General features: G+C 71.1%; 13 protein-coding genes. 11 read left to right on the forward strand and 2 right to left on the reverse strand.

Annotation, left to right across the window (positions count from 1 at the left end):
• The first annotated feature begins 69 nt into the window (after window positions 1-69).
• The 8 genes from ACYVHU_RS16905 (at window position 70) to truA (ending at window position 4,938) form a co-directional block, all read left to right on the forward strand.
• A complete protein-coding gene (locus ACYVHU_RS16905; protein ID WP_078763317.1) occupies window positions 70-522 on the forward strand; it encodes a DUF1707 SHOCT-like domain-containing protein in 453 nt (150 codons plus the stop codon).
• Between the two features lie 265 nt (window positions 523-787).
• Window positions 788-1,009, forward strand: coding sequence for a translation initiation factor IF-1 (infA, locus tag ACYVHU_RS16910; RefSeq protein WP_017593374.1), 222 nt, complete (start codon window positions 788-790; stop codon window positions 1,007-1,009).
• A 59-nt stretch (window positions 1,010-1,068) separates the two neighbouring features.
• The gene (gene rpmJ, locus ACYVHU_RS16915) at window positions 1,069-1,182 is read left to right on the forward strand and encodes a 50S ribosomal protein L36 (RefSeq protein WP_013156136.1); all 114 of its coding nucleotides are present in this window, start codon (window positions 1,069-1,071) and stop codon (window positions 1,180-1,182) included.
• 197 nt (window positions 1,183-1,379) lie between these two features.
• Entirely contained in the window at window positions 1,380-1,760 is a 381-nt protein-coding gene (rpsM, locus tag ACYVHU_RS16920) for a 30S ribosomal protein S13 (protein ID WP_078763278.1), read from the forward strand.
• 64 nt (window positions 1,761-1,824) lie between these two features.
• Window positions 1,825-2,229, forward strand: a complete 405-nt coding sequence (gene rpsK / locus ACYVHU_RS16925; protein ID WP_078763279.1) for a 30S ribosomal protein S11 — start codon at window positions 1,825-1,827, stop codon at window positions 2,227-2,229.
• A 136-nt stretch (window positions 2,230-2,365) separates the two neighbouring features.
• On the forward strand, window positions 2,366-3,385 hold the full coding sequence (locus ACYVHU_RS16930) for a DNA-directed RNA polymerase subunit alpha (protein ID WP_078763280.1): 1,020 nt from the start codon (window positions 2,366-2,368) through the stop codon (window positions 3,383-3,385).
• 67 nt (window positions 3,386-3,452) lie between these two features.
• Window positions 3,453-3,968 (forward strand): 50S ribosomal protein L17, encoded by a 516-nt coding sequence (rplQ, locus tag ACYVHU_RS16935; RefSeq protein ID WP_078763281.1) that lies wholly within the window; start codon window positions 3,453-3,455, stop codon window positions 3,966-3,968.
• Between the two features lie 136 nt (window positions 3,969-4,104).
• The gene (truA, locus tag ACYVHU_RS16940; protein WP_078763282.1) at window positions 4,105-4,938 is read left to right on the forward strand and encodes a tRNA pseudouridine(38-40) synthase TruA; all 834 of its coding nucleotides are present in this window, start codon (window positions 4,105-4,107) and stop codon (window positions 4,936-4,938) included.
• Between the two features lie 83 nt (window positions 4,939-5,021).
• Here truA and ACYVHU_RS16945 read toward each other — a convergent pair whose 3' ends face one another.
• Window positions 5,022-6,089: a hypothetical protein gene (locus ACYVHU_RS16945; protein ID WP_432937056.1), complete on the reverse strand. Its 1,068-nt coding sequence runs from the start codon at window positions 6,087-6,089 to the stop codon at window positions 5,022-5,024.
• Between the two features lie 1,671 nt (window positions 6,090-7,760).
• Here ACYVHU_RS16945 and rplM point away from each other — a divergent pair.
• From rplM to glmM, 3 genes are all read left to right on the forward strand, one after another.
• A complete protein-coding gene (rplM, locus tag ACYVHU_RS16950; RefSeq protein ID WP_078763283.1) occupies window positions 7,761-8,210 on the forward strand; it encodes a 50S ribosomal protein L13 in 450 nt (149 codons plus the stop codon).
• A 35-nt stretch (window positions 8,211-8,245) separates the two neighbouring features.
• On the forward strand, window positions 8,246-8,761 hold the full coding sequence (rpsI, locus tag ACYVHU_RS16955; RefSeq protein WP_078763284.1) for a 30S ribosomal protein S9: 516 nt from the start codon (window positions 8,246-8,248) through the stop codon (window positions 8,759-8,761).
• Window positions 8,762-8,965: 204 nt separating this feature from the next.
• Complete coding sequence (gene glmM / locus ACYVHU_RS16960; RefSeq protein ID WP_078763285.1) at window positions 8,966-10,306, forward strand: phosphoglucosamine mutase; 1,341 nt, start codon at window positions 8,966-8,968, stop codon at window positions 10,304-10,306.
• A gap of 776 nt (window positions 10,307-11,082) precedes the next feature.
• Here glmM and glmS read toward each other — a convergent pair.
• Window positions 11,083-12,936, reverse strand: a complete 1,854-nt coding sequence (glmS, locus tag ACYVHU_RS16965) for a glutamine--fructose-6-phosphate transaminase (isomerizing) (protein WP_432937051.1) — start codon at window positions 12,934-12,936, stop codon at window positions 11,083-11,085.
• Window positions 12,937-12,966 lie beyond the last annotated feature (30 nt).

A 12,966-nucleotide genomic window follows, 5' to 3' on the forward strand; every position in this document is an offset into this window, starting at 1 on the left:
ACGACTACGATGATCGGTGGCGGACCCTTGGCCGAGAGGCCCGACGTGAGGATGGGGATGGTGAACCGCATGTCCGAGTTCTCCCCGGAGACCAGGGCCTCCGACTCCGATCGTGACCGGGTGGCCAAGCAGCTCCAGGAGCACTTCGCACAGGGGCGTCTCGACGACAGCGAGTTCACCACCCGGCTGGAACAGGTCTATCAGGCCCGGACGTTCGGCGAGCTCGTCCCGCTCACCGCGGACCTGCCAGAACGCGACCTCGCCGATCTTCCCGTGGTGCCCGAGCACGTCCCGGCCGGACGGAGTGCCGGTTCGGCGCTTCGCGATCCGGCGCTGCTGATCCCGTGGCTGCTGTGGGCCGGGGTCAACACCCTGTGCCTGTTGATCTGGCTGATCGCCTACCTCGCCGGAGGGGGCAGCGACTACCCGTGGTTCCTGTGGGTGGCCGGTCCCTGGGGTGTGGTCATGGCCTTCATCACCATCGGCGCGATCATCGCCCGCCGTGGGGGCGACGCGCCCTGACAAGGGCGTGGGGACCGGGTCGAACCCGCTAGACTGGGTGTGCCCACACGCGGGCTGTTGGGTCGGTCTGCCTTCATTCGCGTCCGTTCGTCGCGTTGGCGTATGCTATTGCAGTTGACCTGATCTTCCAGTGATCAGAATCCCGACGTAGTTCGGGTTACCGGGTCAGAGGCTGACGTCTCTCTCGTGCTCCTCGCGTATGCGGGGGTGATCCCCGCGTCGGGTCAATTCAGTCAACTCAGTCGATGAACGAAGCGTGGAGGACATGGCTAAGAAAGACGGCGCCATCGAGATCGAGGGCTCCGTTATCGAGTCCCTACCCAACGCTATGTTCCGTGTGGAGCTCGACAACGGGCACAAGGTCCTCGCCCACATCAGCGGCAAGATGCGGATGCACTACATCCGTATCCTTCCCGACGACCGTGTCGTCGTGGAGCTGAGCCCGTACGACCTCACGCGCGGGCGCATCGTCTACCGCTACAAGTAACGCGCATCCCCGGCCGCGTCCGCCGTGGTCCAGGGGAGCGCACCGAGTTCGGAGCCACCATGAAGGTCAAGCCGAGCGTCAAGAAGATCTGCGCGAAGTGCCGGGTGATCCGCCGTAACGGCCGGATCATGGTCATTTGCTCGGACCCGCGGCACAAGCAGCGTCAGGGCTGACCCAGCCTTCTTGAGCGCATCACCCCGCCGCACCGGTCCGACGGCCCGGCGGCGGTAGTTCGAAGTCCCGTTCCGTTTCCCCGGGTGCCACGGCACTGGGGAACCACCCCCGGTCGGAGGCCGGGGCCTCGTCGTTGGGCGACGAGAGGGCCACGGCAACGGGAGAGACCTCCGCAACCACGAAGGAGCTCGCCCAGATGGCACGCCTTGCCGGCGTTGACCTCCCCCGCGACAAGCGGGTGGAGATCGCTCTCACCTACGTTTTCGGGATCGGTCGCACCCGCGCCGCCGAGACCCTCCGCAACACGGGCGTCAACCCCGACACCCGTGTCCACGCGCTCACCGAGGACGACCTCGTCAAGCTGCGCGACTGGATCGACGCCAACTACAAGGTCGAGGGTGACCTCCGCCGCGAGATCCAGGCCGACATCCGCCGCAAGATCGAGATCGGCAGCTACCAGGGCATCCGTCACCGCCGTGGCCTCCCCGTCCACGGTCAGCGGACGCAGACCAACGCGCGTACCCGCAAGGGCAAGAAGAAGACCGTGGCCGGCAAGAAGAAGGCCGGCAAGAAGTAGTCCGTCCGGACACGACGTTTCGCGTCCGGTGAGACACGGACCGATGATCTTGGGAGTTTGAGGAATGCCGCCTAAGGGCCGTCAGGGCGCCGCGCGTAAGGTGCGCCGCAAGGAAAAGAAGAACATCGTCCACGGACAGGCTCACATCAAGAGCACGTTCAACAACACGATCGTGAGCATCACCGACCCGACCGGCGCGGTGATCTCGTGGGCGAGCTCCGGGCAGGTCGGCTTCAAGGGCTCGCGTAAGTCCACCCCCTTCGCCGCGCAGATGGCCGCCGAGGCCGCCGCGCGCCGTGCCCAGGAGCACGGGGTGCGCAAGGTGGACGTCTTCGTCAAGGGCCCCGGTTCCGGTCGTGAGACCGCGATCCGCTCGCTCCAGGCCACCGGCCTGGAGGTCGGCTCCATCCAGGACGTCACGCCGGTTCCGCACAACGGCTGCCGTCCCCCGAAGCGCCGCCGGGTCTGACCCGACCGAGCGGCCCTCGTCGCACCGGTCCCGGGACCTCTCGTGGTTCCCGGGGCCAGGGCAGAAGGCCCCGCATCCGCGGGGCCGTCCAGTGACCGTCATATAGCGGGCGGTCGTGGGAAAGGAAACACGGATCATGCTGATCGCTCAGCGCCCCACCCTGACCGAGGAGTCGATCTCCGAATTCCGGTCCCGGTTCGTCATCGAGCCGTTGGAGCCGGGCTTCGGATACACCATCGGCAACTCGCTGCGTCGTACCCTGCTCTCCTCCATCCCCGGTGCGGCTGTCACCAGCATCCGCATCGAGGGCGTCGAGCACGAGTTCACCACCGTGCCCGGCGTGAAGGAGGACGTCACCGAGATCATCCTGAACCTCAAGGGTCTCGTGGTCAGCTCCGAGCACGACGAGCCGGTCCTGATGTACCTGCGCAAGCAGGGGCCGGGCGTCGTCACGGCGGCCGACATCGCGCCGCCGGCAGGTGTCGAGGTGCACAACCCCGACCTGCACATCGCGACGCTCAACGGCAAGGGCAAGCTGGAGATGGAGCTCACGGTCGAGCGCGGCCGCGGCTACGTCTCCGCGACGCAGAACAAGCAGCCGGGTCAGGAGATCGGTCGCATCCCGATCGACTCGATCTACTCGCCGGTCCTGCGTGTCACCTACAAGGTCGAGGCGACCCGTGTCGAGCAGCGCACCGACTTCGACCGGCTCATCCTGGACGTCACCACCAAGCCGTCCATCCGCCCCCGCGACGCGGTGGCGAGCGCCGGCAAGACGTTGGTCGAGCTGTTCGGCCTGGCGCGCGAGCTCAACGTCGACGCCGAGGGCATCGACATGGGCCCCTCGCCGACGGACGCGGCCCTGGCCGCCGACCTGGCGCTGCCGATCGAGGACCTGAACCTCACGGTCCGTTCCTACAACTGCCTGAAGCGCGAGGGCATCCACAGCGTCGGTGAGCTCGTGGCCCGCTCCGAGCAGGACCTCCTGGACATTCGCAACTTCGGTGCGAAGTCCATCGAGGAGGTCAAGCAGAAGCTCATCGACATGGGGCTGTCGCTCAAGGACTCCCCGCCCGGATTCGACCCGACGAGCGCGGCCGACTCCTACGGTGCCGACGAGGACGACCAGTCCTACGTCGAGACCGAGCAGTACTAGAAGACGTCGCCCGATGGTCCACGGCCGCGTGCCTGGTCGAGGACCGCATCACTAGGAGAACGACACCATGCCCACGCCAACGAAGGGGCCTCGCCTGGGTTCCGGCCCGGCACATGAGCGGCTCATGCTGGCGAACCTGGCGACCTCGCTGTTCCAGCACGGTCGCATCAAGACCACGGAGGCCAAGGCCAAGCGCCTGCGTCCGTACGCGGAGAAGCTCATCACCCTCGGTAAGCGCGGCGACCTGCACGCGCGTCGGCTGGTGCTGGCCAAGATCGCCGACAAGAGCGTCGTTCACGAGCTCTTCACCGAGATCGGCCCGCGGTTCGAGAACCGCGACGGCGGCTACACCCGCATCACCAAGATCGGCCCGCGCAAGGGCGACAACGCCCCGATGGCCGTGATCGAGCTGGTCGAGGCCGCTCCGGCGAAGGTCGTCTCCACCCCGGCCGAGCCGGCCGAGGAGACCGCCGCCGCTCCGGAGGCCGCGGACCAGCCGGCCGAGGACACCACCTCCGAGCAGACCGCTCAGGCGGGGGAGACCTCCCAGGCCGAGGGCGAGACCAAGCCCGAGGAGAAGTAGGACCCGTCCTGCCTTTCCGGCGAACAGGTGCCCGGTCCCCGCACAGGGGGCCGGGCACCTCGTCGTCCCACCCCCGCGCGGCCGGCACGCCGCCGATCCGCCACGGCCGCGCCCGACCCAAGGACGGAGCACCGGCATGAGCCCCGACGACCTGGTCCGGTTGAAGCTGGACATCTCATACGACGGCACCGACTTCTCCGGCTGGGCCGAACAGCCGGGCCGGCGCACGGTCCAAGGGGAGGTGCAGAGCGCGCTGGCCCGGGTGCTGCGGCTGGACGAGGTGCAGCTGACCGTCGCCGGGCGCACCGACGCGGGGGTGCACGCCCGTGGCCAGGTGGCCCACCTCGACGTGCCCGCCGCGCTGTGGGAGCAGGAGGCCGATCGGCTGCTGCGCCGGCTGGCCGGGGTGCTGCCGGCCGATGTCCGGGTGCGGGCGGTGGGCCCGGCCCCCGAGGGGTTCGACGCCCGCTTCTCCCCGTTGTTCCGGCGCTACGTCTACCGGGTCAGCGACGCTCCTGGAGGAGTCGACCCGCTGCGCCGCCGTGACGTGCTCTGGCACAAGCGACCCCTTGACCTGGCGCGGATGAACGAGGCCGCCGCGGCCCTGCTCGGCGAGCACGACTTCGCCGCCTACTGCCGCCGTCGCGAGGGGGCCACGACGATCCGGGCGCTGCTGCGACTGGAGTGGGTGGAGGAGGAACCCCACCTGTACGCCGGAACGGTGCAGGCCGACGCCTTCTGCCACAACATGGTCCGCGCGCTCGTCGGCGCGCTGCTGGCGGTCGGCGACGGCCGTCGCGAGACCGACTGGCCGGGGCGGGTGCTGGCCGCGGGGGTACGTGATTCGGCGGTCCACGTCGTTCCCCCGCACGGCCTGTCCCTGGAGGAGGTCGCCTATCCGCCCGACGCCGAGCTGGCCGCGCGCGCGGTGGCGACCCGCCGGGTGCGCACGCCGGCCGGTGAGGGGTGAGCGCCACGGGCACGTGACACGGGGCGGCCCCCGGACCACCGATGTGGTCCGGGGGCCGCCCCGTTTCCGTGGGACCGGCCGGGTCAGTCCCGCGCGCGCTCGCCCAGGGCCTTCAACGGGACGTTGACGAACTCCTGACTGATCTCGGCGAGCTGGGAGGCGTCCGCCTCGGAGACCCGTCCGTCGCTGTTGGCGGCCAGGGCGAACACCATGTAGCGCCCCCAGGTGCCACCCGCGCCGTGGCCGCCGGCGATGTCCATCCGCTCGGTGCCGCTGCCCTCCTCGCCGGCGAGTCCCGAGAACCAGCGGCTCTCGGCGAGGTTCTGGGCCTCCTGGGCCGCGCCGGCCTTGTCGGCGTCGGGCATGGCCGCCACCCCCACCGTGACCGCGTGGTCCCCCGCCTCGTTGACGTAGGAGGCCCGCAGCACCTGACGGCACTCGTTCTCGGTGAGGACGTCGCCGTAGTCGCCGTGGGCGGTGGTCGCGCACTGGTCGGTCTCGTCGGTGATGACCAGGGTGAAGGTCTCGCCGGCGGCCTCGATCTCGGTGTCGGGGAACAGGGCGCCGGCGGACAGGGGATCGCCGTCGGTCGACTCGTTGGAGACCCGGGCGACGTCGTACTCTCCCGAGCCCTCTCCCGACCCCCCAGAGGCCACGAGGAACGCGCCACCGCCACCGAGGAGGAGCAGCGCGGCGAATCCGCCGGCCAGGAGGAGCCCCTTGTTCCGGGGGAGGCCGCCCGACCTGCCCGGGCCCTTGGGGCGGTGGGGCCGCTCAGAGCCGGAACGCCGCCGGGACGGGCGTTCCCCGGGGGCGTCCATGCCCGACAGGTCGAACTGGGCGGTGGACTCGGCGGAACGCGGCGGCACCTCGTCCCGGAACATCGGCCGGCCCCCGTAGAAGTCGTCCTGAACCGGGGGGATGGCCTGGGTCGCGCCTACGGGCTCCTCGGAGACGGGGGAGAAGACCTGGGTGGCCCCCTCGTCGTCGGCCTCGGCGGGGGAGGGGGCGGCGTTGAACACGGGCTCGGCGGCCGGGGCCTCGCCACCCGGGGGGATGACCCGGCCGCGCAGGGGTTCACCCGGGCCGCCCCCCTCGGCCTGCCGGCCGGGGTGGCGCGGTTGCTGGGGACCGGTGGGATACGACGGCATGCCAAGACCACCGGGCATCCCCGGCGGCAGGGGAGGCCGCGCCCCCGGGCCGGGCGGCGGTCCCGCGGGGCCGGGTATCCCCGGCGGGGGCCCCTGAGGTGGCCGCTGCGGGCCGGGCGCACCCATTCCGGGCGAGGAGGGCGCGGAGGGGGTGCCCGAGGCCGGAGGCAGGGCCTGAAAGCCCTGCGGAGGCCCCGGGGGTGGACCCTGCGGCGGCCGCTGCGGGCCGGTCGGCGGGGGCCCCTGGCCGTGCCAGGCGGGCTGCGGGGGCTGCCCGGGCCGGGGCATTGGGCCTCCGGCCCCGGGGGGCGGCCCTTGAGGGGGAGCGCCGGGGCCGGACGGGGGCGTCATCGGTTGCCGCGCGCCGGTAGGGGGGACCGGAGGCCCCGGGGGATGCTGCGCTCCCGAGGGGCCGTTCCACGCGCCGGGAGGCGGGGGAGGCGCACCCCAAGGGGGCTGCGGCCCGGAGGGGCGACCTGAACCGTCCGGGGGGAACTGTCCCGCGGGCGGCGTGGGGGGCTGGGGTGGTCGGCCGGCAGGGTCTGGTTGGCCACCTGCGGGCTCGTTCGGATGTGCTGCGATGGGAGAACTCCGGAGACTTTCCTGGGGCGGCGGTTGGATCCTCGGGGGGTGCGCCCCTCCCGTGGAAGGGACTCACCGGCCTCTCGCCGGCAGGGCCGCCGCCCTGTGGAGGGGGTGGGTGGCCCCGGGTGGGAGGGGCGGGGAAGCGGGGTGGAGACGATCGGTCGGGTGCCGCCCTCGGTCTCCCGCGATCGTCCTTCGGCCGGCCGCCCGCGCCGGCGGCGTCCCCGGCCCCCACCTCGGCGGGGAGGACACGGCCGGGGAGATGAGGGGGCGACGCTGTCCGCGGGGCCGGTCCCGGCCACCCGGGACGGTCGAAGGACACCTGGGGATCATCGGACCCGGGGCGGACACGACCGGTGGAGCCGGTCGTGCGGGGTGAGGATAGCCCTTTCGGGGCGAGGGCGCCCGTTCCGGGGACCGGCGCCCTCGCGGAGCCGGGAAACGCGGCCGGGGGAGGGCGGCGCGCCTCCTCCCCGCGCGCCTTTCTCGGGGATGGCGCCACCGCGGTCACGCGCTATGCTCACTGTGCCTTCCGACCTCCTCGTGTCGGTGCCCCGGGACCGTAGGGGTCCCGGCCCCACGGGACGCCTGTTCGGCGGCGTGCGGCAAGGCCCCTGAACGCGACTGTAGCGGTCGCTTCCCGGCGCAGTGGGAGGATATGACGGGCGTCTCCCCCGAACTCACCTCCCGGCCGGCGTCGCCTGTCCCGCGGGGAAGAGCGACCTCACCGACGCCCCGAAGTACCGCGTCGGGTCCCCGTGGTGTGGCCCAAGCACTCCTACGGCAAGGCATAATGAGAGTGGAGTAATCGAGCGGTGTGACGCGGCCACTGGCCGATCCATGACGGAAAGCAGTATGATCATGGGTCGTTTTGACCTGTGGCGTGTCCGACGGCTATGATTCTCCGTCGTTGTGCGTTGAGTTGCCGTGGGTTCCCACATTCGCGTTGGGCGCCGATCACGCATCACCGTCTGCGCACTCAATCACCGGGTGAGTCCCCGCAATGGGCGGCCCGGCCAGTAATACGAGTTCCCCATCTCCGTTCGCGGGGATGGACCCCGCCGACTGAGACGAAGGCATACGATCGTGCGCACATACAGCCCTAAGCCCAGCGATGTCCAGCGTCAGTGGCACGTCATCGACGCCAGCGATGTCGTGCTCGGGCGGCTGGCCAGCCACGTTGCCACGCTGCTCCGAGGCAAGCACAAGCCGTACTACGCGCCCCACATCGACACCGGCGACTTCGTGATCGTCGTGAACGCCGACAAGGTGGCGCTGACCGGTAAGAAGCTGGAGCAGAAGCGGGCCTACCGGCACTCCGGTTACCCCGGCGGTCTGCGCTCCGTCGCCTACAGCGAGCTGATCGCCAAGAACCCCGAGCGCGCCATCGAGAAGGCCGTCAAGGGCATGCTGCCGAAGAACTCCCTCGGCCGCCAGATGGCCAAGAAGCTCAAGGTCTACGCCGGCTCGGAGCACCCGCACCAGGCCCAGCAGCCGGTGCCGTTCGAAATCACCAAGATCGAGCAGCCCGCCTAGGCGTTTGCGAGACTGAAGGAAGTACGAGGAGAACCGTGGTCGAGCCCACCGGCATCGAAGACGTCGCCACCCAGGACTTCGAGGACAACCCCGAAGAGTACCCCGCTGAGTACACCAGCGAGTCGCCGGACGCCCCGGCCGCCGGGTACGTCCCCACCGCGTCCGGCCCCGGTGCCGGTACCGGCCGCCGTAAGAGCGCCATCGCCCGCGTCCGGATCACCCCGGGCTCCGGCGAGTGGAAGATCAACGGCAAGCCGCTCGAGGTCTACTTCCCGGACAAGGTCCACCAGCAGATCATCAAGGAACCGCTGGTCGCCCTCGGGTTCGAGGAGGCCTACGACGTCTTCGCGCGCCTCAACGGTGGTGGCCCCAGCGGTCAGGCCGGTGCGCTGCGCCACGGTCTTGCCCGCGCGCTGGCCGGGCTGGACCCGGAGAACAACCGTCCGACCCTGAAGAAGGCCGGTTACCTCACCCGCGACGCCCGCGAGGTCGAGCGCAAGAAGGCCGGTCTCAAGAAGGCCCGCAAGGCCCCGCAGTACTCCAAGCGGTAACCACTCCGTCTGGTATCCCGGTCGCTGTTCGCGCCGGTTCCAGCTACGGCCCGCCGGGCACCCGTTTTTCGAGAACGGGTGGCCAGTGCGGGCCATAGCTGTTTCTCGACATCGTCATCCCGGGTGTACTCAACAGAATCCGTGCACCCCGGTCTCAAAACAGTGTTCTCCATTGTCTCCAGGACGAAAAGGGGCGATTGGTTCGTGGCTCGGTTGTTTGGTACTGACGGAGTCCGGGGGGTCGCCGGCCGCGATCTCACCGCCTCGCTGGCGCTGGACCTCTCCATCGCGGCGGCGCGAGTGCTGTCCGACGGCCGGCACACCGGTCCCCGGCCGCTCGCCGTGGTCGGCCGTGACCCGCGCGCCTCAGGGGAGTTCCTGGAGGCCGCGGTCGTCGCGGGACTGGCGAGCGCGGGGGTGGACGTGATCCGCCTCGGAGTGCTCCCCACGCCCGCGGTCGCCCACCTCACCGGCGAGCTGGACGCCGATTTCGGCGTGATGCTTTCGGCCAGCCACAACCCGGCCCCCGACAACGGCATCAAGTTCTTCGCCCGAGGCGGCCACAAGCTGCCCGACGCGGTCGAGGACGAGATCGAGGCGCGGCTCGGCGTCCCCGTGGAGCCGGTGGTGGGCGACGCGGTGGGGCGCGTCACCGAGGCCCCCGACGCGGCCGAACGCTACATCGCCCACGTCGTCGCCTCCCTGCCGAACCGCCTGGACGGGCTCAAGGTCGTCGTCGACTGCGCCAACGGTGCCTCGCACCGCGTCGCGCCCGAGGCGCTGCGCCGCGCGGGCGCCGAGGTGATCACGATCGGCGACGCTCCCGACGGCCTCAACATCAACGAGGGGTGCGGCTCCACCCACCTCGACGCCCTGCGCGCGGCGGTGCGCGAGCACGGCGCCGACGCCGGCATCGCCCACGACGGCGACGCCGACCGCTGCCTGGCGGTCGCCGCGGACGGCTCCGTCGTGGACGGCGACCAGATCCTCGCGATCCTGGCGTTGGAACTCCAGGAGGCCGGCCGCCTCGCCGAGAACACGCTCGTCGTGACGGTGATGTCCAACCTCGGACTGAAACTGGCGATGAAGGAGGCCGGCGTCACCGTGGTGGAGACGCCGGTCGGGGACCGCTACGTGCTGGAGGCGATGCGGGCCGGCTCCTACTCGCTCGGCGGCGAGCAGTCCGGCCACGTCGTGCTGCTGGAGCACGCGAGCACCGGGGACGGCCTGCTGACCGGTCTGCACCTGCTCGGCGCGATGAGCCGGCGCGGCCTGGCCCTGGCCGAACTGGCCAAGGTCATGACCCGGCTGCCGCAGGTCCTGGTGAACGTGCGCGACGTCGACAAGGGCCGAGTGGCGACGTCGAGCGAGGTCACCGGGGCGGTCGCCGAGGCCGAGGCGGAGCTGGGCTCCTCGGGCCGCGTTCTCATCCGCCCGAGCGGCACCGAGCCGATGGTCCGCGTCATGGTCGAGGCCCCCCACCAGGAACAGGCCCAGCGGGTCGCCGACCGGCTGGCCGGGGTGGTCAAGTCCGCGCTCGGCTGACCCGTCCGAGGTCCTTCGCGCGCCGGCTCCCCCAAGGGGGCCGGCGCGCTGCCATGTCCGGCCCAGTGGGGCGCTCCGGGCGGGGCGGCGTCGCCGTGGCGGTGCCGCGGGCTTGCCGGGTCCACGAAGAAGGCGGGGCCGCCGGCCTCGCTCCGTAGCGTGTATACCGTGAGCGCTCCGCGCCCGGGGCCGCCCGGTGGCACACGCCGCTGCCCGGCGAGAGGCGGCGAGCTCCAGGGCGATCCCCCGCTTCTCTCCGCGGAGCACCGTCATCCGGCGTAGGCCCGTTCTTCCCGTCCGGCCGGATGCCGCGTCAGGGGGCCGCAGACGCCGGTGCCGAACCGCGGGTGGGCGCTCCCGCGGGCAACGGCGTGGGTGCCGGGGCCGTCCCCGAAGAGGGCCGGTGAGGAGACCGGCCGGGCCGCCGAAGCGGAGCCGATCCGGGCTCCGGCGGCGGTATCGCCCACCGCGTCGGAGGGGCGGGGCCGGACGAGGTGAACGGGTGACCTCCTCGCCGCGCCCGATGCCGGCGCGGGATCACCCGGTTCGAGAGGGCGGGAGTCCCCGATCGCCGTGGCCGCCGACGCGGAAGCCGGACGGAGCGGGAGGGCGTTGAACGCGGTCGCGCCCGGCGCGCCGCTCCCTCCCCGAACCCGGCACCGCGCACCTCCTCCCCGGTGTCACCCGCCAGGTCCGCGACGCGGCCGGCACGACCGGGGAGGGGAAAAGACAGGGGGCGGGCCCGCGGCCCGCCCCCACGCCTACCATGCCTCGGGTCACTCCACGGTGACGCTCTTGGCGAGGTTGCGCGGCTGGTCCACGTCGTTGCCCTTGGCCAGCGCCAACTCGCAGGCGAAGACCTGGAGCGGCACGGTCGCCACGATCGGCTGGAGCAGCGTCGGCACGGCCGGGATCTCGATCAGCTCGTCGGCGAAGGGCCGGACCGTCTCGTCCCCCTCCTCGGCGATGACGATCGTCCGGGCACCCCGGGCACGGATCTCCTGGATGTTGGAGACGATCTTGTCGTGGAGCACGCTGCGGCCCTCGCGGCTGGGCACCACCACGACCACGGGCAGGTTGTCCTCGATCAGCGCGATCGGGCCGTGCTTGAGCTCTCCGGCCGCGAACGCCTCGGCGTGCATGTAGGCGAGCTCCTTGAGCTTGAGCGCACCCTCCATGGCGACCGGGTGGCCGACGTGCCGCCCCAGGAACAGCACGGTGCTGGCGTCGGCCAGGGAACGGGCGAGCCGGCGGACGGGCTCGACGGTGTCGAGGACCTTCTCGACCTGCTCGGGCATGTTCGCGAGCTGCTCGATGATCGCGTTGATCTCGTCGCCGAACTTCAGGTTGCGCACCTGGGCCAGGTAGAGGCCCACGAGGTAGCAGGCGACGAGCTGGGTCAGGAACGTCTTCGTCGCGGCGACCCCGACCTCAGGCCCCGCGTGGGTGTAGAGCACCCCGTCGGACTCCCGGGGGATCGTGGAGCCGTTGACGTTGCAGATCGCCAGGACGCGGGCGCGCTGCTCGCGCGCGTAGCGGACCGCCATGAGCGTGTCCATGCTCTCGCCGGACTGGGAGATGGCGATGACCAGGGTCTGGCGGTCCAGGATCGGGTCACGGTAGCGGAACTCGCTGGCGACCTCGACCTCGCAGGGGATCCGGCACCAGTGCTCGATCGAGTACTTGGCGATCAGCCCGGCGTGGTAGGAGGTGCCGCAGGCGATGATCACGATCTTGCTGATGTCGCGCAGGTCGGCCGGTGACAGGCGCATCTCGTCCAGCGTGAGCGTGCCGTCGACCCCGACACGACCCAGGAGGGTGTCGGCCACCGCGCGCGGCTGCTCGACGATCTCCTTGAGCATGAAGTACTCGTACCCGCCCTTCTCGGCCGCCGAGGCGTCCCAGTCGACGTGGTACTCGCGGATCGGCGCGGGCGCGCCGTCGTAGTCGGTGACGGTGATGGAGTCGCGTCGCAGCTCCACGACCTGGTCCTGGCCGAGCTCGATGGCGTTGCGCGTGTGGGCGATGAAGGCGGCGACGTCGCTGGCGAGGAAGTTCTCGCCGTCACCGCGGCCGACGACCAAGGGGGAGTTGCGGCGGGCGGCCACGACCAGGTCCGGGTCGTCCACGCAGACCGCGACGAGGGTGAAGGCGCCCTCCAGGCGCTTGCAGACCGAACGCAGGGCCGCGGCGAGATCGCCGTCGCCGCGCTCCTTCAGTTCCTCGCCCAGCATGTGGGCGACGACCTCGGTGTCGGTCTCGGAGGTGAACTTGCAGCCACGCTCCTCCAGGGCGAGGCGCAACGGCGCGAAGTTCTCGATGATGCCGTTGTGGATGACCGCCACCCGGTTGTCGTTGTCGACATGGGGATGGGCATTGATGTCGGTCGGGGCGCCGTGCGTGGCCCAGCGGGTGTGTCCGATACCGATGCCGTCGGCGGAGCGAGGGGTCTGCTCCAGCGCCGCGCGCAGGTTGGCGAGCTTGCCCGCCCGCTTCTCGGTTTCGAGCCTGCCGTCGGAGAGGACGGCGACACCCGCGGAGTCGTATCCCCGATACTCCAGCCTTGCCAGGCCGTCCACGACGACCTCAAGCGCCGGTTTCGGCCCGACGTAGCCAACGATTCCACACATGAGCGTCAGCGTAACCAATGGAGGAGAGTT

Source organism: Marinactinospora endophytica (genome assembly GCF_054780875.1).

Excerpts from the sequence above, each read along its gene's own strand:
- ACYVHU_RS16930 (WP_078763280.1), top strand. The coding sequence starts at position 2,366 with ATGCTGATCGCTCAGCGCCCCACCCTGACCGAGGAGTCGATCTCCGAA.
- rpsM (WP_078763278.1), top strand. The coding sequence starts at position 1,380 with ATGGCACGCCTTGCCGGCGTTGACCTCCCCCGCGACAAGCGGGTGGAG.
- glmS (WP_432937051.1), bottom strand. The coding sequence starts at position 12,936 with ATGTGTGGAATCGTTGGCTACGTCGGGCCGAAACCGGCGCTTGAGGTC.
- truA (WP_078763282.1), top strand. The coding sequence starts at position 4,105 with ATGAGCCCCGACGACCTGGTCCGGTTGAAGCTGGACATCTCATACGAC.
- ACYVHU_RS16905 (WP_078763317.1), top strand. The coding sequence starts at position 70 with ATGTCCGAGTTCTCCCCGGAGACCAGGGCCTCCGACTCCGATCGTGAC.
- ACYVHU_RS16945 (WP_432937056.1), bottom strand. The coding sequence starts at position 6,089 with ATGCCGTCGTATCCCACCGGTCCCCAGCAACCGCGCCACCCCGGCCGG.
- rplQ (WP_078763281.1), top strand. The coding sequence starts at position 3,453 with ATGCCCACGCCAACGAAGGGGCCTCGCCTGGGTTCCGGCCCGGCACAT.
- infA (WP_017593374.1), top strand. The coding sequence starts at position 788 with ATGGCTAAGAAAGACGGCGCCATCGAGATCGAGGGCTCCGTTATCGAG.
- rpmJ (WP_013156136.1), top strand. The coding sequence starts at position 1,069 with ATGAAGGTCAAGCCGAGCGTCAAGAAGATCTGCGCGAAGTGCCGGGTG.
- rpsK (WP_078763279.1), top strand. The coding sequence starts at position 1,825 with ATGCCGCCTAAGGGCCGTCAGGGCGCCGCGCGTAAGGTGCGCCGCAAG.